Raw genomic sequence first — 26,598 nt, 5'->3', positions numbered from 1 at the left:
TCGCCTTTGGGCGGATTATCCATTAGCATCCTGTTATTGCCCGCGGCGGCGCAAACACTTGACCACTTGGCTGAATGCCGAACCGGTCAAGACCAGCCTCACGAAATAAGATAAGCTTATGACACACAAGGTTTTTATCGTAGAAGATGAGAAAAACATCGCCGAGGTGATGCAGCTGTACCTGCAGGCCGAGGGATTGGAAACCCGGGTATTTAACGACGGCAATGCCGTGGTGGAGGCGGTGCGTAGCGACGCCCCCAGCCTGATGCTGCTGGACCTGATGCTGCCGGGCAAGGACGGGCTGAGCATCTGCCGCGAAGTGCGGGCCTTTTCCGAAGTGCACATCATAATGACCACGGCCAAGGTGGAGGAAGTGGACCGCTTGCTGGGGCTGGATACAGGTGCCGACGATTATGTCTGCAAACCCTACAGTGCCCGTGAACTGACCGCCAGGGTCCGGGCCGTACTGCGCCGACTCGACGGCCGCCTGACCTCGGCGGGCCCGCAGTTGGCTGTGGACGAGTCCAGCCTGACGCTCAGCTATGGCAATCACAAGGTGCTGCTGACGGCGCTGGAATTCAGGTTGTTCCATCTGCTCTACAGCCATCCCAACCGCATCTATTCCCGGGGGCAAATTCTCGACCTGCTCTACAGCGACTTCAGGGTGCTGTCGGAACGCACTGTGGACAGCCATATCCGCAACCTGCGCAAGAAGCTGGCGCAGCTGGAGTCACCGGATGAGATGATCCGCTCCATCTATGGTTTGGGCTACCGCTTCGAAACTTAGGTAAAAAAGTAAAAGGGTTAAAAAGTAAAAGGGTTAAAGGGTTAAAGGGTAAAAGGATTCGCGTGCCCGGGGCAGGATCTCGGTACTCTGCATATTCGCTGCACATTGCTGTGCTTTACTCATTAGCATCAACAGCTTTATTGCACTCTCAGTGGTGTTTTTGTATCGGCAAGCATCCTCAAGGTAAGGGAATGTTCGATTTTCTGCGTACCAGTCACATATTAGGCCACCCCCTTGTCGAGGACGATATTGACCTCAGACGCAAGCGGGTAGTGCTTCATGGCCTGCTGCTGGCCATTATCCTGTTGCTGCTGGTATTCAGCCTCTACAACCAGCTGCGGGGAATGTGGCCCATCGCCTTACTGGATGTGGTGGCGCTGCTGGCCTGCACCCTGGCCTATATTCGTCTGCGCCGCAGCCAGGGACAGACCGCGGAGCGGCAGGCAAGCGTGCTGCAATCGACGGCGCTGCAGATAAGTCTGATTTTGATAGTATTTCTTTGGGCCCTGGCCTGGCAGGGCCGGGCGGAAAACTTCATCCTGATCTGGACCTTCTTCCTGCCGGTGTTCGTGTTCATGCTCAATGGCCGGACCCTGGGCACTGCCTTGGTGGCCGTGTTTTATCTGGTGCTGTTTGCCATGGCCTATACCCATCTGGGGCTGTGGCAGGATGGCGCCTGGAATCATGTCAGCCTCATTCGTTTCGTACTGGCCTCCCTGGTCATGGTCTTTACCTGCTATTTCAGCGAGTTGACTCTCAACCGTGCCCATCAGGAGCTGCAACGCTCCCATGGTGAGTCCCAGCGGCTGATGATGGAGCGCAATGCCTTGATGCTCGACACTCTGGCCAAACAGGAAAAGCTGCTCACTGATGTGTCCCATGAACTGCGAACTCCGCTCAGTGTGCTGAGAATGAAGCTGGAGGCCATGCAGGATGGGGTCATGGCGCCCAGCAGCGCCAATATCGAGTGGCTGCTCAAGCACATGCAGCAACTGGATGCCTTCATCTCGGACCTGTCACGGGCCAGCAAGCTCGACCAGACCCGGCTCGACGGCAATGCGGTGCGGGTGGAATTGCATGATTTCCTGTCCCATTGGATAACCCGCTTTCAGGGCAGTGCCGCAGGCCAGGGCTTGCAACTCTCCCTCGACCTTGCCCGCAGCCATCCCCCCTGCCCCGCCCTCCTGGATGAAGCCAGTTTCGAACTGGCGCTCGGCAAGTTGATGGAAAACAGCCTGCGTTATACCCAAGCGCCGGGCAGCATCCGACTCAGCCTTGGTCGCCATGGTGAAACCATCATACTCACCCTGGAGGACAGTGCACCCGGCGTGGCGGCGGACCGGCTTGAGCGCCTGTTCGAGCCCCTGTACCGGCTTGAGGATTCCCGCAGCCGCGACACAGGTGGCGCGGGTCTGGGCTTATCCGTGGCCAAGTCCATCATCCTGGCGCACCAGGGTCAAATCCAGGCCTCCGAGTCGCCCCTTGGGGGGCTGCGCATGGTGATCACCCTGCCGGCATTGGCGGATTAAGCCTGTGACACTTTAGTACAACTTTTTCCTGACTCTCTCCCACCTTTTGCATTTTTCCTGCACATTTACCTGTTTTACTGCAGGGTAGAAAATTCTATGCGGGGAAATACAGCATGATGCGTTGGTTAATTTGGATTCTGTTGATCGGCTTGTGCCCGGCACAAAGCCTGTTTGCAGCCAGCCTGACGAAAAAAGTGACCATCGTCGATGACACTGCCAGCGACAAGGGTTTTGTGAATGATGCCGATAATCTGGTGTTTTTTCAGCCAGTACATCCGACCTTATCGGGCTTTGTTACACAAGCCAATGGCAAATGGGCTTTTACCACCAGTGATGGCGCGGGCTCCTCAACTGTAGACGCGGTTGGAGTACAGTTTAACGGTGCACCGGCGCTACTCGGTATTCCGGCCGAATCCGGCACTTTAACCATTGGTGCCAATAACCAGATTGCCGACCTGTGGACTAACCGTATTTTTTATCGTCCGGTAGTGTTTGTTAGCCTGGAAGATCCAAATCTGAATAACGGCGTCAGCATAGTACCGACGGCGCCGATTACGGCCGGTAATCAGTTTTTATTCGATGTGAATCAGGCGACTGGTTTTAACGCTGACTTAGCCGGTGCCAAGGTGCATTACCTGATTGCAGAAGAAGGCTGGCACCGCCTGGCCGATGGCCGCATGTTGCTGATCTCAAGTGCTGAAGTGAAGCACACCGGCTTCAGCGGTCAAACCATTGCCCTGGGCGCCAGCTTTGAAACTGCGGTAACAGTGGCGCAGTTACAGCGGCCGATGCTTTATAAAAGCAGTGGCTTTCGCCAGTTAAACGATATGGCGGTATATCAGGGCGCGACTGTGACAGAAGGCGTGGGCAATTTTGACAGCATCACCTTACGGCTGATGCAGGAGACTGCTGTAGAGCAGGCTAATAGTGATACGGTTTATGCCGGCCGTGTCGGTTTTATGGTGCTGGGTAATATCAGCAGTATTGCCAATACCTTTAAACTGGTTAAAGACACTAATACCAATATCCGAGGTGGCAGCTATCTAACTGTTCCACAATCAAATTTTCAGTTTTTCCCGCACAGTGCTGCCGCAACACCGTTATTAAACCGCGCTGCCTGCGCTGAAGATGACGATGTACAAAATTTTTGTGCGTATTTGTCGATGCCGGTGGATGCGATGAGCCGTGGTGTGTTTAACACGCCACGCTTGCCCTATATGGATTCCAATTTCGACCCGCTGCAAATGGAGCGCACCTTCTACTCAGAAAAGGAATGGGATTGGGAGCCGGTAATTGCGCAGGAAATGATGAATCCGGTCAGCGATGTTGATCAGCGCCCAATCGTCGGCACCTTGGCTAAGATGTTCCCCAATTTTGTCGCTGACCGCGGCTGGAATGATGTCATCATAGGTAGTGATGACCATTGGCACTGGTTCGCTACCTATCACTACAACACCTGTGTGTTCGACAGTATGAACACTGCCTGTGTCGATTACGCACCAGGCAATACCATTATTGAAGACAAACCAATCGAATGGACCGCCAGTATGAACTGGTTCGATCTCGAACCCGGCTCAAACTTTTCCGGCAACACCCATCCAAGTTCAAGCAATAGCCAGTTTTTACTGGCGGTACAAGACAACAATCGCAGAGATCACGTTGAATTTTATGAGCGGCTGACGCCTGAAGATTGGGCTGCCAAACAAACCCTGGATTATCTGAATCTGGGAGGTTCAACCATGCGGACGCCGCTGTCGCCAAAGTCTCCAAGTTACAACGAAACCAAAGGGCTGCTGGAAAGCTATGCCGAGACCTGGCAGTTTTTTGGCATTAATGTTGAAGCCAGTGCCAGTGAATTCTTTTGCGGCACCTGCGATGGGCCATTACCTGGGATAGATACGGGGGGTTACACTGACGTTTGGGGCCTTGATATTAAAGTTCCAACCCTGCTGGCTGACCGGATATTGAATAGCCCGCCCTGGTATAGCCCTCAGACGACCCACCCACATGTTGATAAAGTCGGCCAAAATATGCGCCCCGGCGACTATCTGTTTGCCAATATTCCGTACTCAATTGACGCCACAGATTTTGTCTGGCTGCGTTCGGCAACCGGGCAAGTCAGTGATGCTGTGGTGGTTGCGAGCAATCAATTTGGCTATCAGGCCACCGCCGATGATGCCAATACCTTTGTCACCATGTGCATGACATTCAGAAACAGCCAACGCTGCGGTAAATGGATTAAAGTTGGGCAAATACCGTTCGCAACCAATGTAAAAATTAAACCGCAGTACGCCGAGCCTATCGCCGGTTCCGGGTTAATTGGACAGTACACTTACGTTGCGCCGAATAGCAACATCTATGACGGTTTGGAATATCAAAGTCTGTACCAGTGGCAGTATGCACTGTCTGACACCTGGGTCGACTATGTCGGTGAGAATGACATAACCTTTCAGAAAAGTGTTGCTGCCGGTACTGTTATTCGTTTTTGCGTCACGCCACGTACCCACACACAGGCAGGCCCAACCGAGTGCTCTGTTGGCGTAAAAATGCAATTGGATACCGATAGCGACGGCATCGCAGATGATTGGGACACAGATGACGACAATGATGGCTATGCGGATTGGGAAGACAGGTTTCCCAAAGATGCCAGCGAATATCTGGATACCGACCATGATGGCATTGGCAACAATGCCGATCTCGACGATGACAATGACGGTTTAAGTGATGCCGATGAAATTGTTGCCGGTTCAGATGCATTAAACCCTGACAGTGACGGCGACGGCACCCTGGATGGCGTTGATCCGCATCCAACAGTGTACGGTGACCTGCCTGACTTCGATGGCGACGGTATTGCTGATATTTATGATGAAGACCGCGATAACGATGGCGTAGTCGACTTTTTCTACCAAATTGATGGTACAGATGCTCTACAAACCCTGGTCGATGAAAATGACGTGGTGCTCAATTGGGCGCGCATCGATGACAACCCTTATCAAGCTTGTACTGCAAGCCAAATCACTGTAACCAGCAATGCCGATAGTGGCCCGGGCACCTTACGCCAGGCATTAATCGATTTATGTGCCAGTGAGCCCGGAGCCGATCTGAATGTCATCAGCTTCAACGGCCCTATGACCATAATGCTTGAATCGCCGTTAGTGATTGGCAAAGGCATGAAGATAGATGGTAATAAAGCTGTTGTGCTGGACGGGCAAAATAAGACAGCTATTTTTGCGGTTGCCATAGCCGACAGGATGCTCAAAAGCCAATTCCCACATTTAGTCGGCTTAACCTTGCGTAACGGTTTTAGTCAGGGTGTTGATGCCGACGCTTATACAAACTTTGATGCTGAGCTTGGTACCTATAATAAGGCCAGCGCCGTGCATATGTATTCCAGTTCATTTCTGTTGTTGGAGCATGTGCTGATTGAAAATATGACAGCACCGGTTATTAGCGGCCGCAGTGTTGAGCTTTATCTAGAAAACAGTCTGGTGGCTAATGTTAGTGGCTCCGATCCGGCACTGATCACGGACGACGGCCAGATTTCGCTGTTCTCCAGCACCCTTTACAACAGTGAAAGCGGCGCTCTGTCTGTGGTTGGCACAGGTAAAGCCCAGTTGCGTAATAGCTTGTTGTTAAAAGGCGCTAATGGCTCAACCCTGTGTAATGTAGCAACCTGGGTGCAACAAACCGCCAGCTGGGTAGAAGATAGCGAGTGTGGCGTTACCTCTACTGGCTATGTTGAATTGGCCGATCCAGAGTATGGCGACTACAGACCTGTGCCGGGCAGCGCCAATATCGATGCCGGTGAGACAGGTGAACTTCCGGCAGGCGCAGTCGACTTGCTGGGTAATAACCGTGTAATGGGGGCATACAATCCTGATAACCCGGAAGAACTGGGCGGGCCACTCTATCCGAAGATGGATATAGGTGCCATCGAATATGTGTATGCTGGTGACTTTGACGGTGACGGTGTCGTCGACAGCTCTGATGCCTTCCCCAACGATGCAACGGAAACCACCGACAGCGACAGCGATGGTGTCGGTGATAACAGCGATGCTTTCCCCAATGATGCCAACGAGACCTTGGATACCGACTCAGATGGTATAGGTAATAACAGCGACAACGACGACGATAACGACGGCGTGTTGGACAGCGAAGATGCCTTCCCATTGGATGCTGCCGAGTGGCTGGATACCGATGCCGATGGCATTGGCAATAATGCCGATACGGATGATGACAACGACAATGTCCCGGACAGCGAAGACACTTTCCCGCTGGATGCCAGCGAATCTGTCGACACCGACAAGGACGGTATAGGCAACAATGCCGATAGCGACGATGACAACGATGGTGTGTTGGATGCCGCCGATGCCTTCCCGCTGGATGCCAGCGAGTGGCTGGATGCAGATCTCGACGGCATAGGTAACAACGCCGATCCGGACGACGACAACGACGGTGTTGCGGACGTGGCCGATGCCTTCCCCTTTAATGCCGCCGAATGGTTGGATACGGATCTCGATGGCATAGGCAACAATGCCGATTTGGATGATGACAACGATAATGTGCCGGACAGCGCCGATGCCTTCCCGCTGGATGCCGGCGAATCTGTTGACACAGATAGCGACGGCATAGGCAACAATGCCGACAGCGACGACGATGGAGATGGTGTTGCCGATAGCAGCGATATGTTCCCTCTGGATGCCAGCGAGTGGTTGGACTCGGATCTCGACGGCATAGGCAATAACTTGGATACCGACGATGATAACGACGGCGTGTTGGATATAGTCGATGCCTTCCCCTTTGACGCCAGCGAGTCTGTCGATACAGACTCCGATGGCATAGGTAACAATGCCGACAGCGATGATGACAACGACGGCGTAGTGGACACAGAGGATGCCTTCCCGCTGGATGCGGCAGAAAGTGTCGATACCGACCTCGACGGCATAGGCAACAATGCGGATTTGGATGACGACAACGACGGTGTGCTCGACAGCAACGATGCCTTCCCGCTGGATGCTGCTGAGTCTGTCGATACCGACGCCGACGGCATAGGCAACAATGTCGATTTGGATGACGACAACGACGGCGTGCTGGACGCAGAGGACGCCTTCCCGCTGGATGCGACCGAGTCTGTCGATACAGACTCCGACGGTATAGGCAACAATGCTGACAGCGACGACGATAACGACGGTGTGTTGGACACAGAAGATGCCTTCCCGCTCGATGCCAGCGAGTCTGTCGACACAGACTCCGATGGCATAGGCAACAATGCCGATTTGGATGACGACAACGACGGCGTAGCGGACAGCGAAGATGCCTTCCCACTGGATGCCACTGAGTCTGTCGATACAGACTCCGATGGCATAGGTAACAACGCCGATTTGGATGACGACAACGACGGTGTGTTGGACAGCGACGATGCCTTCCCGCTGGATGCGGCTGAGTCTGCCGATACCGACCTCGACGGCATTGGCAACAATGCCGATATCGACGATGACAACGACGGCGTAGTGGACAGCGACGATGCCTTCCCGCTGGATGCGACCGAATCTGTCGACACCGACCTCGATGGCACAGGCAACAATGCCGACAGCGACGATGACAACGACGGCATGCTGGACACAGAAGACGCCTTCCCGCTGGACGCGACTGAGTCTGTCGACACTGATGCCGACGGCATAGGCAACAATGCCGACACAGATGACGACAACGATGGCGTAGTCGACAGTGACGATGCCTTCCCGCTGGACGCTGCTGAGTCTGTCGACACAGACGGTGACGGTATAGGCAACAATGCCGATAGCGACGATGACAACGACGGCGTGCTCGACAGCGAGGATGCCTTCCCGCTCGATGCCAGCGAGTCTGTCGATACCGACGGTGACGGCATTGGTAACAATGCCGACAGCGACGATGACAATGACGGTGTGCTGGACACAGAAGACACCTTCCCGCTGGACGCTGCTGAGTCTGTCGACACCGACCTCGATGGCCTTGGCAACAATGCCGACAGCGATGACGACAACGACGGTGTAGTGGACAGCGACGACACCTTCCCGCTCGATGCCACCGAGTCTGTCGATACAGACGGTGACGGCATAGGCAACAATGCCGATCCGGACGATGACAACGACGGTATCAATGATGAAGATGACGCGGCGCCGCTGGACCCCAGCATTGGCGATACCCAAAAGCCGGTGTTTGCCGAGCTGGCGCCACTGACCTTTGAAGCCACGGGGCCTATGACAGCAGTAACCCTGCCAGAGCCACAGGTGACCGATAACATCAGCACAGTGCTGACCATTAGCTCGGATCTGGCTGCAGAGCTGGAGCGGGGCGAGCACCTGATTACCTGGACCGCAACCGACGGGGCCGGTAATCAGGCCACTGCCGAGCAGTTGGTAACCATAGTCGATACCACTGCACCTGTGTTTGATATGCTGGACACCTTGGTGGTTAACGCTACAGGCCGCCTGACCGATATCAGCACGCTGCTGGATATCAGCGCCAGCGATCTGGTGGACGGTGATATCACCGCAGCACTTAATGGCAGCAGTGAGCTGGCAAGCGGCGCCCATGAGCTTGAGCTTGGTGCGACCGACAGCTCAGGCAATACCGCCACCACGACACTGAGCGTGCATATTCTGCCGCAGCTTAAGCTGGCCCGGAGCATGACGGTTGAAGCCGGTGGCGAGTATCTGCTGCCACTGCAATTAACCGGCGAAGCCCCCGTGTATCCGGTAGAACTGAACTACTCACTGCTGGTCGATGGCCAGGAAGTGAACAGCGCCACAGCGACCATAGACCAGGGGACACAGGGTGAATTGCCGGTGTCTGTCCCAACCGGGCTGACCTTGGGTCGCGAGCTGACACTCAAGATAGACAGCGTGAGCCATGCCTTTGTTGGCGAGGACGGTCAGGCACAATTGCAGTTAACCGAGCAAAATCAGGCCCCCACCTTCAGCGCCAAGGTGTTGCAGCAGGGCGTTGCCACACGCTTACTGGATCCGCTTTCCGGTCAGGTAGAAATACGGCTGCAGGTAAGCGATGTTAACGTCAATGACAGCCATAGCGTCAGCTGGCAGGTGGTGGAGCAAGCGTTTGGTGGCAGCATTGCCGAAGATGGCCTGAGCATGACCTTTGATCCCAGCGAGTTGAGCAGTGGCCGCTACGCCGTGGACGTCACAGTGACGGAAACCAATACCCCTGCGCCGCTCAGTAGCAGCCGCCGCATTCGCTTCACCGTCGAGTCGCTGCCGCAGCTGAGCAGCGAGGCAGACACAGACGGCGACGGCATTGTCGACAGCCAGGAAGGTTACGGCGACAGTGATGGTGACGGTATCGCCGATTATCTGGATAACGATGTGGATGGCAGCCGTTTGCCGGTAAATAGTAGCACAGAGCCAATGCAAACCACGGCCGGCGTGCAGTTGGCGCTTGGCAACATCACCAGCGCCATCATCACCGGCAGCGGCGCCGGCATGACCATGGACGACCTGGCAGAGGCTGTGGCGAATGACAGCGGCGCCGCTGACAGCAACGACAGCCACTTTAGCCAGATGGCGGCCGTGCTCGACTTCACCCTGAGCGGCACCTTCCAGGCGGGGCAATCGGTTGCCGTGGTATTCCCCATGCCACGGGGCACTGCGCTGCCCGAGGATGCTGTGTATCGTAAGTACACACCGCAACAAGGCTGGTATGACTTTGTTGAAGACGCCAACAACAGCATCAGCTCGGCACCGCTTGCTGACGGCGAGTGCCCGCAAGTCGGTGCCGACAGTTTTGAGCCCGGCCTGGTGGCAGGCTATCAATGCGTGCAACTGCTGCTGCAGGACGGCGGCCCCAACGATGCAGATGGCACTGCCAACGGCGTGATTGAAGATCCGGGCGTCATCAGTGTGCTGAGTCAGAACCAACTGCCGGTGGCACAAGCGGATAGCGCAGCCATTCTGGATAGCCAGGTGCTGGTGATTGACGTGCTGGCCAACGACACAGACCCAGATGGTGACAGCTTAAGCGTCATCGGCGCCAGCGTTGATAATGGCACTGTAGAGCTGCTCGCCGATAATACCCTGCGCTACACCCCAAGCAGCGGCTTCAGCGGTGAGGCGATGATCAGCTATCAGGTCAGCGATGGTTTTGGTGGCAGCGCACAGGGTCAGGTAATTGTGACCGTCAACCTGACGCCGGTCACTGAGCCCGATACCCCGGCGCCGAAAAGCCACGGTGGTTCAGTGCCGCCTTGGTCGCTGTTGCTGCTGGGTATGGCACTGTGCACACGTCGCCGGGCAGCCTAAACCATGTTTTGACAACGTAAACCGCGCTGGGCAACACAGCGCCAAAAATAAAAAGAGCGGCCAAGCCGCTCTTTTTATTTGCCTTATTCAAGAAGCCTGGTGGCTCAAGCTTAGGGTCAGCGACCGTCTTGAGCCCGGCGTTTCTTGAAGTCCGACGCTTCCAGCCACTTGGGCCAGTCGTTGTTATTGGCAAGACGGTTCAAAATGCTGCTGATAAGGCTCAGGTCCTGGGACACGCCCTCCAGTGACCAGGCTGGATCGTAATCATCCGCCCCCTTGTGATACTTGTGGGCTATGTAATCGGGATCCGTGTCCCCCAGGCTCATAAACAGCAAACCGGGCACGCCCTGCTGGGCCAGGGCAAAGTGATCCGAACGGAACATCAGGCCGTTTTGGGCCCGGGGATCGGGTTTGACCCAGCGGCCCTGGGCCTTGGCGGCATCACTGAGGTAAGACTCCAGCTCGGACACCCCGTCACCGTAGCGCAGTATGTAGTCCACGCCCTTGTCCATGTTCATGCCATCGATATTGAGGAAGGACACCAGCTGCGCCGTCGGCACCGGTGGGTGCTCGGCAAAATACTGGGCACCGATGAGGCCGGTTTCCTCGGCGGTAAAGGCGCTGAAGATGATGCTGCGCTTGGGCCTGTCGGCGCCTTCAAGCTCCTTGAAATAACGGGCCAGCTCCAGCACCCCGGCGACGCCACTGGCGTTGTCGACCGCGCCGTTGAGTATCTCTTTTTTACCCGCTTCTTCGGCAACGCCAAGATGATCCCAATGGCCGTGCATCACCAAAGCCTCATCGGGGCGCTCGCTGCCCTTGAGTATGGCGGCTACGTTGTGGGATTCGGCCCGCTCTATCTGGTTATTCAGCACCAGATTGGCCTTGAGACCAAGGTTGCGGGCCTTGAATCCGGGTTTGAGAGCCTCTTTTTTTAGCGCCTCCAGGTCCAGCCCTGCCCCGGCCAGAATTTGCCTGGCGGCAGCATACTGCAACCAGCCCATCACCCCTATCTGGCTTTGGTTGTTGTCCTGGTCTACCAGGGTGAACTTGGTATTGGTGTTGGAGTTTTTCACCACTCCCCAGCCATAGGCGGCCGGTGCATCCTCATGGACAATAAACACCGCCTTGGCTCCCTGGCGGGCCCCCTCTTCGTACTTGTAGGTCCAGCGGCCATAGTAGGTCATGGCATTGCCCTTGAACACCTTGGGATCCTGGGTGGCAAATCCGGGGTCGTTTACCAGCACTATCACGGTCTTACCTTTGACATCCAGACCGGCATAGTCATCCCAGCCATATTCCGGTGCCTTGATGCCGTAACCGGCAAACACCAGTTCGCTGTCCTTGAGCTCCACCCTCGGCACCACTTGCTGGGTCCGGGCGGTAAAGTCGGTGCCATTGGCAAAGTTCAGTTCGCCCACCTTAAGACCCATGGACTGATCGGCAGTGATCTTGGCCATTGGCACGCTTTGCAGAAAACTGTCGCCAAAGGCCGGCGCCAGTCCAAGACGTTTGAATTCCTGCTGCAGGTAATCCAGGGTCAGCTGCTCACCGTGAGACAGGGGCGCCCTGCCCTCAAATTCATCACTGGCCAGGGCTTGCACATGGCGACGGTAGGCGTCATTGTCGAGTGTAAAGGGTTCGGCAGCCAAGGCCGGGCCGGACAGGGCGACCAAGCCGGTCAATAAAGAGGCATGAATCAGGAATTTCAATTATCAATATCCTTGTGGTATAGCAGCAAGTATAAATCCGATGATACTAAGACATAGTTTATGCAATTGATATAAAAGAATAAAAACACAAAAGAACCAGCATCTATCAAGCTAAAATTTATACAACACATATATCAAAATAATACTTAACTACTATTTGAATCATACATTCTTCCAACCATAAACCTATTGTTGATTACTACCACACCAGATAGCTTGAACGCTTTAACGTAAAGGAAGACATAAGAATGAAACATAAGCGGCAAACAGCTCTCGCTGCCTTGGGTTTGGCAATAATGTTAGGCATGCTTACCGGTTGCAGCACAATGGAAACCGCACAATTAGATGAGGAAAAAGTTGAAGCGGCATCCACTGAAAACACACCAAGTAAGCCAAGAAACAATCTCTGTAAGGGTGCCTATAAAACAGGTTCGAACTTGAAAACGAAGAAATGTTCCTGATATAAATTTTGCAAAAGCGCCAACTATGTTGGCGCTTTTGTTATCTCTTTTATAATCAGGTGCTTTGCTGATTCCGCTGCATGCATTGCTGCCAAAACTGCTGTGACAGGTGTCGGCTTTCACGGGCGAGGGAATACATGCTTTCACCCCGCGCTTCATCAACCTGGGATTGACCATAGCCCTCTGCCGCCAGTTCGCTGATGGCCTGTAAGGCGTTGCTTATCTCTGTCGCCGCCAGACTCTGCTCCCCCATGGCAATCGCACTTTGCTCTGTCATGGCGTTGATTTGCCCCATGGTATGCACAAAACCGCCGAACACCGCCTCAACCCCTTGCACCTGGGATACGGCCTCATTGGCCTTGGCCTGGCCGGCCCTCAGGGTCTGGGCTGCCCTGGCGGTACTGTGCTGGAACTTGCGCACTATGGTTTCTATCTGGCCGGTGGACTCCCCGGTGCGACCGGACAGATTACGCACCTCATCGGCCACCACGGCAAAGCCGCGACCCGATTCACCGGCCCGGGCGGCTTCTATGGCGGCATTGAGCGCCAGCAAATTGGTTTGCTCGGCAATGCCGCTTATAACCTCCAGCACCTCGTTGATGGCAATGCTGTCCTGTTCGATTTCGGCAACCACAGAAGCAAAATTGCCCACCTCAAGGTTCAGCCCCTCAATGGATTGGATCACAGTCTCAAGCTGGGTATGGCCCTGTTGCACCGCCTGCTTGCTGCTGTCCACATCCCTGGCCACTCGCTGTATCTGCTGACTGACCTCGGTGAAGCTGGCGGTCAATTCCTCTACCGCCGCGGCGGCTTGGGTGGTTTCCTGGCTCTGGCCATTGGCGCGGGACGAGGCCTGCTGAATAGAGTGGAGCAACACATCACTGTCATTGGCCAGGGAGCTTGCCGCATCGGCCATACGGCCGGCAACACTGGTGGTTTCGGCTGTAATGAACTCCATCGCCAGGCGGATATTGCCTATCTCGTCCCGCTTCTGGGTGTAGATATGGCGGGCAACAGGATCATGGATGATGGCTTTGGCACTTTGGTTCAGTTGGGCAAAGGGCGCCAACAACAGCTTAAGCCCACCCCAGCCCAACAGGGCACACAGGGGCAACAGATAGGGAGACAGCCAGAATGCCCCCGCCGTCAGGCAAAGCATCAACAACATAAACCACTGCAATCTGGCCATGAATCCGGGGCGTTGATCGCGTATCGCCTTGGGTTGGGCACCGGTCCTGAGCTGAGCATAGAGCTCTGTGGCCCGACGCTGTTGCTCGTCATCCGCCCGGCGCCGCACCGACTGCAACTCAACCACCCGGCCATCCTTGAATACCGGAGAAACATAGGCATTGACCCAGTAGAAGCCGCCATTCTTGCAGCGGTTTTTGACTATGCCCATCCAGGGTCGCCCCTGTTTCAACCTGTCCCACAGCATGGCAAAGGCCGCCTCCGGCATATCCGGATGACGGATAATATTGTGTGGCTGTCCAAGCAGTTCCTCAGAGTTGAAGCCGCAGATACGATTGAAATCCGGGTTGGCATAGCGGATCCGTCCCTTGAGATCCGTTATGGATAATAGAATATCCTCATCCGTGAGTTTGACTTCCTGCTGATTGACCGGTTGGTTATTTCGCATTTCACTATCAAGGGGTTGCGGAATGAATGCCAAAATATTGACAGACGTCAGAAATGCTTTTTTTGATTTGGCGCAATAATAGCCATACTGAATGCAGCTTTAAACAGGGTTCTTGACCAAGATCCCACTCTCAAACAGCGGATAGATGGTAGGAAAGGCGCACAGCCAGAGATATTCGCTTTTTGGAAGCAAAAAAAACGCCGCTGACGCGGCGTTTTGGTTTCTCCAATCACAGAGATTCACGGGTTGGGTTACTGCGCCTTGCAGTTCTTGCCTTTACAGCCACCGGTACCGCCTCCAGAGCCGCCGGAAGCACCATCACAGCCATTGGCGGTGATATAGTCCACAGCGTCTTTGGCCTGCACCAGGCCGTAACCGTAAGAGTCATCACGGCCGGCTACGCCCAGATCTTCGGCGGTGGCACGCAACACGTTACGGATTTGAACGTTGCTACATTGTGGGTGATGGCTCCACACCAGGGCCGCGACACCGGCCACGTGTGGTGTCGCCATTGAGGTACCATCGAAGTAGGCATAGTTGCCAGCCCCAATGGCCACACTGGCGTTGCTGCCAACGGCGGCCAACATGGCAGCACCGTCGACATCGCTCACACCCACCGAGGGGATACCGGTCGCAACGCCACCCAGAGTACCGTTAAGGGCACCGGCGACGTTGTTATAAATGATGGCAGCCACACCGCCACCGGCCTCACAGGCCTGGACCTTCTCGGCAAAGGAAATCACCCCACGCTGAATGAGACACACCTGGCCATTGGCGTTACAGGTGCTTTCACCTGTGCCGCAATCGGCCAACATGCCACTGGCGCTGCCGGTGGGCGAGCCTTCCATGCCGATGGACTCATAGGCGCTGCCGGCAACCTGGGTGCTGGCCACCAGGGCGGTACCTGTAGGTACAGAGGACAGAACCCCTACACCTGGACCCGACAGTTCCACCTGGCTGGTTTTCTGGGAGAAGTCGGCCACGACCTTGTTGCTGTCGATGGCTGCCACAGACACCACTGAGTTATATGACGCTGGGTAAGAGTGACGGGTATTGCCGTCGTTACCGGCGGCGGCAATGCTCAGCACGCCGCGGCTTTCGGCGGCAGCAAATGCGCTGTCTTCGGTGCGGCTCTTGAGTGAGCCACCCAAACTCATGTTCACCACCTTGGCACCGGCGTCTTCACAGCGGTCCATGGCGGACACCAGGGATGAGGAATAACCCCAACCGTCGGCATTAAATACCTTGATGATATGCAGGTTCAGCTGACCATTGGGGTTAACCCCTACCACGCCCACATTGTTGTTCATGGCGGCTATGGTGCCGGCCACGTGGGTACCGTGATGGTTTTCATCGGTGAACCAGTTGCCGGTGCCGGCATCATTGGTGCCTGTCACCTGATTGCCGGACAGGTCTTCGTGTGCCAGCTCGTAACCCGAGTCTATGATACAAACCGTCATATTGGACGCGGCGCTGTCGCTCAGCTGATCGGCCTGCACCATGGGAATACCGTAAGGCACAACCTGAGCCATGGGGAAACGTTTCACGTCGGCTTCAACATATTCCACGTTGGGATTGTTGGCCAAACCTTTGATTGCCTGGGCCGGCAGAGTAAAGGCAGCGGCACCATGACGACTTAAGTCCAGTTCCATCTTGCCGCCTTGGGCGTGCAGTTGGGCCATAACACTGGGGCCTTTGCCTTCCTTGAACTTGACGATAACCCGCTCTTGCTCGGTGGCGTTGGCGTGCATTCCCAGGGTCAGGCTACTCAGGGCGAGAGTGACTGCGGCAGCCGAGGGCTTCAATAATGCGTGCATTGATTTCTCCTTCGTTGTCATTCTGTGCGTCTTCTGCGGCATTGTGCTTGCCATCCCAGACGTATTCTTATTTATTTTTTGTTTACATTTGTAACAATTAAGTTACAAACAGCATTCTTTATACTCATGTCGACCCGGGAAGACAAGTGTTTACCGCCAAACCGACGGAAAAAAATTCATCTGAAAGTCGTAAATCCCGGATTATTCTCTGTTTGTAATCCATGCTGCGCGGTAAGCTGCGGAGTTAGCCAATAAGCAATATAACAAGGAGAGATGTTTGTGAGTTTTCATATCAAGGTGCAATGGCAAGCCGCTGCTGATCTGGCTGAAGGAGACTTCAGTCGCGATCATCAAATTCAGTTTGGCACGGGTCAGCAGTTGGCGGCCTCCTCGGCCCCGGAATACAAGGGCAGCGCCGACAAGGTCAACCCGGAGGAAAGCCTGCTGGCTGCGCTGTCGTCCTGTCACATGCTGACATTCCTGGCCATAGCGCATCTCAAACGCCTGCCCGTGGCAAGTTACGAGGATGAGGCCAGTGCCGAATTGGGTAAAAGGGCTGACGGCAAACAAGCCATCACCCATATGCAGCTGCGGCCCAAGGTGAGTTTTAAACCCGGAGTGGAGGTCAGCGAGGAAGTATTGGCCAAGATGCACGAGAAGGCCCATGCAAACTGTTTCATTGCCAACACTTTGGCTTGCGAAGTGGAAATCCTGCCTCAAGTGACTTGACGGTATGGGAACCGGTTTTTCGCCAACAGATTGCTGGCCTGCGGAGTGAAAATACTGCCTTCCCCCCCCCCTTAGGTGGCTGCAGAAAATGGGCGCTACCGGCTTGGGAACCACTGCCGGTAACGCCCTAAACCTCATTTCACGTCTTGGGCTTCCCCCTGGGATGCCATGGGAGCAGCCTTAAGCTCTGATACCGGGGCTTGCGCCTGACGTTGTTTCAGATAATCGATGGCCCGTTCCAACTGGGCATCTTTCCCCATAAAGGTAGTCAGCGGCAGGTTGTCCACCTCAATGTCCGGGCTCACACCGCGGCCTTCCAATATCCAGCGACCATCGATGGCATATTGGGGGTACTCGGCGACCCGCGCCATCCCCTGATCAGCCAGAGAGTTGCGGCCCGAGAGCCAAACACCGGCACCGGCGGTCTGCTTACCGATCAGTGGCGCCAAGCCCAGGGCCTTGATACCGGCGGAGAAGGTTTCACCATCCGAATAGGTCAGCTGATCCGTCAGCACCACCAGGTGGCCGCGGAAGGTTTGCTGCATATTGGCATTGGCTGTGCCGTGGGTCGGCTGCCAGAATGCCCAGGCCTTGCGCAGCAGCTTCTCGATGATCCAGCTGTCGATATTGCCACCGCGGTTACGGCGCACATCGATGATCAAACCCTGTTTGTCGTAATTGGCATAGAACTCGCGGGCAAAACTGGCAATGTCCTTATCGCCCATGGCGTACAGGTGCAGGTAGCCAAAATCACCCTTGCCGGCCTCCTTGACCCGCTCGGCATTGTGCCCCACCCAGTCCTGATATCTCAGTCCGGCTTCCTGATTTATGGCCACGGGTTGTACCACGGTTTTATGGCTGGACTTGCCCCGGCCCAGCTCCAGCAGTACCTGGCGGTCGGCCTGATTGCGCAGCATGGCGGTGACGTCGGCCAAATTGGACACCCTGCGACCATTGACCGCCAGGAGCAGATCCCCTTCCCTGGCATCGACACCGGGACGGGCCAGGGGTGCGGCCGCCGATGGCAGCTCGGGATCGGTGCGGAAGATACGTTCTATCTTCACCCCTTTATCGGTTTGCACCAGACGGGCACCGAGGCCGGCAGCCTTGGGCGCATGCTCATCCTTGGGCAAATCGCCGCCACGGACCTGGGAGTGCAGTGCATTCAACTCACCCATCATTTGACTGAAGATATCGTTGAGTTCATTTCTGTCGGTTACCCGGCTGACTAAGGGCTGGTACTTGGCCTTGATGGCGTTCCAGTCAAGACCACGCATCTTTTTGTCAAAAAAAGAATCCCTGTGCATCAACCAGGCATCTTCAAACATTTGTTGCCATTCGGCCGCCGGATCTATGGCCAGTTGCCACTGCCCCAGCTGCACCTGGCTGTTGGCCAGATCCCCCGGCAATTTATCGCCGGCATCCACTATCAGCAGCTCCTTACCACCCTGCTTGCCCAGCAACAGCTTCTTGCCGTCCTGTGACAGGCTGTAGCTGTCGATACCTTCGGCAAAGCTGTCGAGCTTGGGAGAGAGCGCATCAAACTTGATGAGTTTCAGCGCGGTATTTTGGCCTTCCATGTCACCATCGAGCAGATACAAACGGTCGGCAGCGACATTGAGGGAGCCGTAATTACCGCTGGCAACCGGCACCTGCCACAAACGCTGTGCCAAGCCGTCCCATTCTGGCTTGAGCCTGACTTCCTTGTCTTCCTTATCTTGCTTGGGCTCTGTGGCCACCGAGTTCAATTCGTCCGGACGCTGGAACGGGAAACGGGCCTGTTTATCCAGGGCCAGGGCATAAATGCCGCTGCGACGGTCAAATACCGGTCCCATGTTGCGATCGCCCCAGGGCGAAGTCGGGGTGGCATTGAACTCGCGGTTGGAGAGGAAATACAGCCAGTGACCGTCGGGGCTGAAGGCCGGTGACCAGGACTCGTACTTGTCGCTGGTGACAAAGGCACTGTGGCCATCCTCCAGGCTGTAGAGCTGGATTTGGGGTCGGGGTTTGCCCATTTCGGCCTTGGTCACGGCAATAAAGCGGCTGTCCGGTGACCAGACAATATCCGCATAGGGGCCCAGGCCCTCGCCATTGGTGATGATTTTGCTGTTGCTGCCCTTTTTGCTGTCATAGAGCCAGAGGTTGCCGTCATAGTCGTCGTGGGCCAGGTAACGGCCATCGGGGGACTGGACCAGGCTCATGCGCATGGCCTTGGCGTCTTTGGTCAACTGCTCTGCGCCGGCGCTGCCATCGGCCGGGAAGCGCCACAGTTCCTGCTCGCCGGAGGCATCACTGATACCATACACCCACTTGCCATCCAGGCTGAGCAAGGCATTGCGGATCCGGCTGTCGCCGGGGAGGTTGACCTGCACCAGGCGCGAGCCATCGGTAGCGGCAATGGCCACCTGACTGCGGGCGGTGATCACCGCCCTGTTGCCCTGGGGCGCCAGACTGATGTCGGTGGCATAGTCCATGGGGTTGCTGACCCAATGTTCACGGCGCTGGCCAAAGTCCGACAACAGTGACGGGGTCAGTAGTTTTTCCTCGCCACTGGCCAGATTGAGGGTGCGGATATCGGCGCCCATCTGGAACACCACAGTGCCCTTGTCCATGCGGGCAGCACGGATCTGCCAGTCGCTGTAATGACTGTGCTGGCGCAAATCGCTGCCATCGGTTTTGACCGACCAGAGATTGTCATTGCCGTCGCTGTCGCTGATGAAATAGAGTCTGTCCTGCCACACCATGGGTTGACGCACCGAGCCCTGATGGCCATTGAGCAGTTTTACCGCCTCCTGCTTACTGCCCACTTGATAGCGCCACAGCTCGCCGCGGGCACCGCCGCGGTACACCTTGGCATTGTCACCCGTGGCTTGCAGACCAAAGCGCACGAAGTACAGGTACTCACCCTTGGCATCCATGGCGCCTTCAATGGCGTCGGCCAAAGGCAAATCAGTGGTTTGCAGGCTTTGGGGATCGACGCTACGCAGCATCCAGTAGTTGGCGGGACCGAAACCGGCATCGGTGGAATAGAGCACCTTGCCATCCGGCGTCCACCCCTGCAGCCGTACCCGGCTGTTCTCGAAGCTGACCCGTTTGGCCAAGCCACCGGCAAGGGGCATCACATAGACCTCGCTGGCCCCCTCGTAATTGGCCACAAACGCCAGCTGCTTGCCATCGGGCGAAATCCTTGGCGAGGACTCCTCGGCTTCCTGGCTGGTCAAGCGTGCTGCGGTCGCCTCACCCAAAGTGGTGCGCCAGATATCGCCTTCGGCGGTAAACACCAGTGTGTCGCCGGCAAGATCGGGATAGCGGTAATAGCCAAGGGACTCCGTGGCCGGCGCAGACAGGGAATAGCCCAGTGCCAAAAGGCAGCTGGCGACCGAGAGACGCAGTTTCATGGGGGGCTCAACCTCATTGTTGTTCTTTTGTGAATTCCGGACGTTACCAAAGGCCGGCGTCGGCGTCAGCTTCCCGAGGAAAAAAGTGACAAAAGAAGTTTTAGCAAATGTGTCGTCGGCACAAACACACAAAAAAGCCCGGTACAAACCGGGCTTTTCAAGCGGTGAAAGGCTAAGGCTTGGCAGGCAAATCGCCATTGGCATCAAAGGACCAATCGATACCGGCCCAGGCCTTGAAGAAGGCCTTTTGCTCCTTACTGGGCTTGTCCACGGCCACCACTTCGGCCTTGCCGTCGGGCATTTGCTCCAGTGTCAGGGTCCGCTGTTGCAGTGCGTCGGCATGGAAGAAGCTGACCTTGATACTGTCACCGGGCTTGAAGTCCCCAAGGCGTTTGTCCAGGGTCCCGGGCACCAGCTTGAGATCATTGATGGCCAGCAGTTCATCACCGGCAACCAGCCCCGCCTGCCAGGCTGCGGAGCCGCGCTGCACGCTTTCCAGCACCAGGCTGTTGCCGCTTACCGTCATCCCCGCCTTGGGCTTGAACTTGGACTCCTTACCATAGGACAGCCTGAGGCCCGCTCTTGCGAGCAGCTCATCAAAATTAAGCGCCAGGGGTGACTGAATGTGCTGCTGCCACCAGGGGCCGTAATCTTTTCCGGAAAGCGCACCAAGTATGGCCTGAACATCCTCGCTGCCATAGGATTTGGGCAGGGCGAAATCCCGGTACAGGCGGCGGTGCACATCGCGGTAGGAGTGCTTGAGTTTGCTGTCCTGCAGCAGGCTGAAGTCCAGCGCCAGGGAGGCCAAAAAGCCTTCGGAGTAGATGTTGACGCTGTGATTGATGGCATAGTCGCCGCCCTGGGCCACCCACTCGTTCAGGCTGGCCTCCGCCACCGACTGCTGCTGCCGTCCCGGCGTATTGAGATGGGTATCTATCCGTTTTGCCAGATCCTCAAGGAACTCCTTTGGCGTCATCACCTTGGCACGCAGCAATAACTGGGCCTGGAAATAACTGGTGGAACCTTCGGCCATCCACAGCAGATCTGACATATTCTCCCGCTGATAATCATAGGGCACCAGGCCGCTGGGTCTGTATGCCTTGACGTTCCAGGTGTGAATGAATTCGTGGGAGGCTGTGGTGATGAACTTCAGGTAATCGGCCCGCTCGCGGAACATGAACCTCGGCAGCTGGATAATGGTGGAATTAATGTGCTCGGTGGCACCACCCGCCCCCGAGGTGGCATGCACCATATAAACGTAACGCTTGAAGGGTACCTCGTCCCAGATCACCTTGGCCTGGGTGGCCAGCGCCTCAAGATCCGCAACCATGGTATCCAGTGAATAGTTGCCCTCACCCCAGACTACCAACTCATAGTCGCGGCCATCGACGCTGAAGCTGCGTTGCTGACTTAACCCCGTCTCTATGGGCGAGTCCACCAGCACATCGTAATTGGCGGCGGCAAAACTGTGGGCAGCGCCACCGCCGGCCATACCCGAATAACTTTGCCACCCCTGTGGCACCTGGAGGTTTACCGTCAGCGGTTCATCCCGGCGCTCTGGGTTATAGACAAACACCCCACTGGCATCGAGGAAGGCATGGCTGGCATCTATGTGACGCACCCGCAGCTCCAGTTCATTGGCATAAAGCTGATAGCTGACGGTGACATCCGTTGGCGAAGCAACACTGATTTGCCACTCGCCGCTGGCTGTGCGTTGCCAGGGCAATAGCTTGCCGTCGCTGTCCCTGGCCTTGAACAGGCGCACCCCGTCCGCCAGCGGCAGTTGTTGGTATCTGCCAGTGCGCCATACGGGCAGGTTCACTTTGAAGTCCTTGTCATCCACCGCAGGAAAGTGGGCCTCAACCCTGGCCAAATGGTGCTCGGGGGCACTGAGGTCAATGCTGTAGCTGATCACGGCATGGGCCTGCCCGGCCAGCAGCAACCCAAGGGGTAAAAATGACAGTAACTTAGCTTTCACTCTAATGTCCTTCTGGTTATGATTATTTTTATAGGGCTTGTTGACGTTTCGAGATTAAATTTTGTTCGCTCTGGCGGCGTACTGAACGCGAAACGAGGAGCGAAGTTTAGTTATTCTAAATAAGCGATGAGTGACAAAGTGCAGGTCGCCGCCAGACGAACCCGAAGGGCAGCGCCTGGCCGGTCTTTTTGCTGCGTTAGTGCTCGTTTATGTAGAATAGCTACACTGCACTTCGCACCGCCTTGCATAAAAACCGGCCGGGCTGCTGCAAAAATAACCCTGAAACTTCAACAAGCCCTTAAAGGGGATCGAGTATAACAAGTGCCCAAGCTTGACTCACCCCGACTTACAAAAGCTAACAAAATAGATAAATAGCCCAAAATGGGATCCCTATGCGCTTGTTTTTTAAATTTGTAATTGGGCTGTTGATGCTGGCCCCCCTGGGGTTGCCGGCCCAGGATTTAATCCTTGAAGAAGTGGACCTGAGGAATGACCCCAAGGTCCTGTTTAACAAGCTATCCACCACAGTGCCGCTGCCGGAAGTCGTGGGCTCCCGGGATGAATACGAGGCCAATGCCCGTCAACAGGGATATACCCCTGAACAATACACCCATCTGTTGCAGCGCCTGACCCGGGTTAACCTCGAACCCAACATGGGCAATGCCAACAACAAGGCGGATGCCAATCGACTGCTCAAGGTTCTGGATATTGGCGCATTCACCCCCTACGACAAGGCCATGTTGCTGATGCTCAAGGGACGGGAGCTGGGGCGCCATCAGCACAAGTATCAGGACGCCATACTCCAGTTGGAACTGGCACTCAACGCCACCCAGGATATGGACGATTTACCCGGCATACTGCTTAAATTCACTATTCATGAACAGCTGGGCAGCCTGCACCTGATGCTGCACCAGGATGTACCGGCACTGGTCAGCTTGCAGCGATTGCGGGAGCTGGCCTATCAGCTGCGCAATAACTTCCTGATTGCCCTCGCCGAGTCTGAGATGGGCAAATATTACGTTTCCAAACAACAGCTGACCAAGGCGTTGCAGCATTACAACGAGGCCTATCGACTCAGCAATCGTGACGACTATCCATTGCAAAGAGCCAGTCTGCAGTTGCAATTGGCCCGTGTGTACCGGGACCTGGATCAGACCACTGAAGCATTGCAATATGCCCACGACGCGGTCGAAGGCTTTACCGCCCTGGGTTTCGATGCCCAACTGTCCATCAGCTTTACCGTGATAGCCATGATCCATGCCAATGCCAAGGAGTGGAACAAGGCCATAGACTATTACCTCAACGCCCAGCAGGTGGATATCCGTGCCGGCAATAACATTGCCCTGGCGCGCAACTTCCACAATCTCGGCGAGGCCTATATCAATCTGAATCAGTTTGCCCAGGCCCTGGAGTATTTGGGCAAGGCCAACACTATGCTGGCCGAGCGCAAGCTCAATCATTACCTGGTCTACAACGAACAACTGCTGGCCCAGGCCAACTGTGGGCAAACCTTATGGCAGGAGTGTGTGGCCCATGCCGACAAAGCCATCGCCCTGGCCGTGGAACAAAGCTTGCCCGAGGTGCAAATCGAAGCGCTGGAACAAAAAGTCCGTGCCGAGCAGGCCATGAATGATGCCACTGCTGCCATGGCAGATCAGGCGCGGATTATCAGCCTGCTCAAGCAAAATCCAGCCGGGCCTGAGGAGACAGAACAGTCCGGTTCGGTATTGACCGAGCAGAAGCTCAAGCTGGATTTGGCGCTGCAACAGGGGCAGATGCAGGATATGACCAAGGCGCTGGAGAACCGTACCAGTCAGGTGTTCGCGTTCATCGCCCTGAGTCTGGTATCCCTCATAGCCCTGTATTTCCTCGCCCGCAGCCGTCGTCTGGATAAGCGCCGTCTCAAGCGCCTGCAGCAGCAAATGCCCCAGGACGCCCTGACCGAACTGCCTGGGTATCGCGGCTTTATCGACTATCTGTCACAGCCTGCCTCAAACGTGCAGTCCTTGGTTTTGCTGTCCCTGTGGGGCAAGCGACAACCGGATCTGGAATTGGGTCTGCACAGGTATATCCAGCTAAGCCAGCAGCAACAGCAAAGCCTGGAGCAAGCCTTGGATTGCCGTGTGTTTCTGGTGCGCCCGGGCACCTTCCTGCTGTGTTGTCATCAGGATGTGGAACAACCTCAGCAGCTGATCGATAGCCTGGAAAGCCAACTCGGCCTCAAGGAACTGCGACTGGGACTGATAAGATTGCCCTTGATGGCCAACAAGGAAATCCGCCTTACGCCCCAGGTGCTGTTCGAAACCCTGCAGATGGCCCTCGCCGGCAGTCTCAGTCTCGACAGCAAGCAGAGCATTTTCGTCAGCCTGCGGGCATTGGACTTCGCCCCGGCCGCGATTTTCTCCGCCCCCCTGTATTTGCATGTGGAAAAAGCCCTCAGCCGCGGACTGGTGAGAGTTGAAACCAACGGCGACCGGGAGGCGATTTGCTGGCCCGGTGCCGCGGCCACGGAATAAAGCAACAAATTGTGAGCGGTCAATCAGTTCTGCATCCGGGGGAGCCGTAAGCCAGTTGCACTCTCCTTGGATTGCTATACCATTAACGGGCAAGATTGCAGCAATGTCGTACGGTAAAACCACCCATTTCATGGGCTTTGTGGCAGGAATCACCTCCGGATGAAGGACTCAAATACAACGATTTCCCAGATCACCTTGCTGAAGCAAAAGCTTCACTCGGCCAAGGTGTCTCTGGATGAACTCAATGAAGACAGAAATGCGAAACTGCAGACCCTGTTGCAATTCATCGGGAATTTGAGTCTGGCCTGTAAGGGCCAAAACCTGGAGCTGGATAATAAACTCGCCAAACTGCGCCATAACCTCAGCACCTTCGAGCGCCTGGATGATGCCCTGCCGGAATTGGTGGAGGTTGAGCGCCTGCTCAAGGGCCAATACCACCATGTGATGGGCAAACTGGAAGAAAGCCGCGCCGGTCTCAGCCGCGTCATTCGGCAAATCCAGCGCGTAGATTCAGCCCCCGACAAGCTCAAGCGTGAAGTCAAATACTTCAAACAGGAACTGGCCAAACCCTTCCACACAGTCTGGGACTACATTCCCAAGGTGGAGCAGTTGGTCAGCTTCTATGAGGACATATTGGCGCAGCAATTCGAGACCGGCGAGAAGCTGAGCGTGCTGCCCAAACACAGGCAGCTGGGCCAGGAGCTGGCGCAGATGATTGCCGAGTTGGATTTCCGCAAGGATCAGCGCGATCAGGTGCTGGTGATCAAGGAAATGCTGGCGGCAGAAATTGAAGTTGAAAATCTGCTCGATGCCTACCAGACCATATTGTCACTGCTGATGGACAATATCGCCCGGGAAAAGAGTGCCTCCCAGGAATTCCTCTATGCCCTTAACGATGCCCTGTCGGCGGTGCGCGAGGTGGTCAGCGACTCCTATAACCATGCCCAGCGCAGCCACCAGCTGAGACACCAGCTGAATCGGGAAATCGACAATCGGGTCGACTGCGTCGGTGATGCGGTATTGGATACCGACGATATAGGTCAGCTCAAGGCCCAGATCACCGAGCACCTGGCCAGCTTGCGTGCGGTACTCGCCCGAAAAGAGGCCCTCGAACAAAGGGAACAGGCACTGCTGCGCAAGTCCATGGAAACCATGCGCAAGGAGCTGAACGATCTCAGCGAAGAAGCCTGCAACTATAAGGAGCGTCTGTTCGAGCAACAGAAACTCAACCTGCTCGATCCCCTCACCCAGCTCCCCAACCGCACCGCCTTGGAAGAAAGGATGGAGCTGGAATTCCGCAACTTCCAGCGCAATAAACACCCGGTTTGGGTGGCGGTGGCCGACATAGATCATTTCAAGTCCATCAACGATAACTTTGGCCACAGCACCGGTGACAAAACACTGCAGGTCATCGCCATGGCGCTGAAAAACTCGCTGCGGGACACTGAGTTTGTTGCCCGTTACGGCGGAGAAGAATTTGTCATGCTGATCCCTGACGTGTCCGCCAACGACATTGAGCAACTTTTGAACAGGGTGCGTGAAAAAGTAAAAAATATTCCATTTAAATTTAAAAATCAGCGCATTACAGTTACAGTATCTATAGGCGCTGCGCAAATTATGGAAAACGAGCTCATTAACGAGACTTTCGAGCGTGCCGACGCAGCCCTCTACAAAGCCAAGCATCAGAGCAGAGACAGAGTCATTATCGACATCTGAGCCTCCCGGTGGGCCCCAGGCC

Annotated in this window: 12 protein-coding genes; 7 read left to right on the top strand and 5 right to left on the bottom strand. The window is 55.6% G+C overall.

What is annotated here, in order from left to right; translation table 11 throughout:
• Positions 1-118: 118 nt before the first annotated feature.
• The 3 genes from JYB85_RS05360 to JYB85_RS05350 all read left to right on the top strand — a co-directional run bounded on the left by JYB85_RS05360 (position 119) and on the right by JYB85_RS05350 (position 10,613).
• Positions 119-787 carry a response regulator gene (locus tag JYB85_RS05360; RefSeq protein WP_207381366.1) on the top strand — a complete coding sequence of 223 codons (669 nt, stop codon included), beginning with the start codon at positions 119-121 and terminating at the stop codon, positions 785-787.
• Positions 788-978: 191 nt separating this feature from the next.
• Positions 979-2,316 (top strand): sensor histidine kinase, encoded by a 1,338-nt coding sequence (locus JYB85_RS05355; RefSeq protein WP_207381365.1) that lies wholly within the window; start codon positions 979-981, stop codon positions 2,314-2,316.
• A 113-nt stretch (positions 2,317-2,429) separates the two neighbouring features.
• Positions 2,430-10,613, top strand: coding sequence for an Ig-like domain-containing protein (locus tag JYB85_RS05350; RefSeq protein ID WP_207381364.1), 8,184 nt, complete (start codon positions 2,430-2,432; stop codon positions 10,611-10,613).
• A 116-nt stretch (positions 10,614-10,729) separates the two neighbouring features.
• Here the strand turns inward: JYB85_RS05350 and JYB85_RS05345 are convergent, their stop codons facing one another.
• A complete protein-coding gene (locus JYB85_RS05345; RefSeq protein ID WP_207381363.1) occupies positions 10,730-12,325 on the bottom strand; it encodes a M28 family metallopeptidase in 1,596 nt (531 codons plus the stop codon).
• Positions 12,326-12,573: 248 nt separating this feature from the next.
• On the opposite strand from JYB85_RS05345, the gene JYB85_RS05340 reads away from it, so the two are divergent.
• A complete protein-coding gene (locus JYB85_RS05340; RefSeq protein ID WP_207381362.1) occupies positions 12,574-12,786 on the top strand; it encodes a hypothetical protein in 213 nt (70 codons plus the stop codon).
• Between the two features lie 55 nt (positions 12,787-12,841).
• Here JYB85_RS05340 and JYB85_RS05335 read toward each other — a convergent pair whose 3' ends face one another.
• Together JYB85_RS05335 and JYB85_RS05330 are read right to left on the bottom strand one after the other, a co-directional pair.
• A complete protein-coding gene (locus JYB85_RS05335) occupies positions 12,842-14,422 on the bottom strand; it encodes a methyl-accepting chemotaxis protein (protein WP_207381361.1) in 1,581 nt (526 codons plus the stop codon).
• Positions 14,423-14,673: 251 nt separating this feature from the next.
• Positions 14,674-16,239 carry a S8 family serine peptidase gene (locus JYB85_RS05330; protein WP_207381360.1) on the bottom strand — a complete coding sequence of 522 codons (1,566 nt, stop codon included), beginning with the start codon at positions 16,237-16,239 and terminating at the stop codon, positions 14,674-14,676.
• Positions 16,240-16,518: 279 nt separating this feature from the next.
• On the opposite strand from JYB85_RS05330, the gene JYB85_RS05325 reads away from it, so the two are divergent.
• On the top strand, positions 16,519-16,968 hold the full coding sequence (locus JYB85_RS05325) for an OsmC family protein (protein ID WP_207381359.1): 450 nt from the start codon (positions 16,519-16,521) through the stop codon (positions 16,966-16,968).
• Between the two features lie 134 nt (positions 16,969-17,102).
• Here JYB85_RS05325 and JYB85_RS05320 read toward each other — a convergent pair whose 3' ends face one another.
• Positions 17,103-20,366: a S41 family peptidase gene (locus tag JYB85_RS05320; protein WP_207381358.1), complete on the bottom strand. Its 3,264-nt coding sequence runs from the start codon at positions 20,364-20,366 to the stop codon at positions 17,103-17,105.
• Between the two features lie 172 nt (positions 20,367-20,538).
• Positions 20,539-22,344 carry a M61 family metallopeptidase gene (locus tag JYB85_RS05315; RefSeq protein WP_207381357.1) on the bottom strand — a complete coding sequence of 602 codons (1,806 nt, stop codon included), beginning with the start codon at positions 22,342-22,344 and terminating at the stop codon, positions 20,539-20,541.
• Between the two features lie 392 nt (positions 22,345-22,736).
• On the opposite strand from JYB85_RS05315, the gene JYB85_RS05310 reads away from it, so the two are divergent.
• Together JYB85_RS05310 and JYB85_RS05305 are read left to right on the top strand one after the other, a co-directional pair.
• On the top strand, positions 22,737-24,860 hold the full coding sequence (locus JYB85_RS05310; protein ID WP_207381356.1) for a tetratricopeptide repeat protein: 2,124 nt from the start codon (positions 22,737-22,739) through the stop codon (positions 24,858-24,860).
• A gap of 159 nt (positions 24,861-25,019) precedes the next feature.
• A complete protein-coding gene (locus tag JYB85_RS05305; protein ID WP_207381355.1) occupies positions 25,020-26,576 on the top strand; it encodes a GGDEF domain-containing protein in 1,557 nt (518 codons plus the stop codon).
• Positions 26,577-26,598: the final 22 nt, after the last annotated feature.

Origin of the sequence: Shewanella sedimentimangrovi (genome assembly GCF_017354965.1) — a bacterium.
Taxonomy (GTDB): Bacteria; Pseudomonadota; Gammaproteobacteria; order Enterobacterales; family Shewanellaceae; genus Shewanella; species Shewanella cyperi.
Note: the sequence above shows the minus strand (reverse complement) of the source record. Positions and strands in the feature narration are given on the sequence as shown.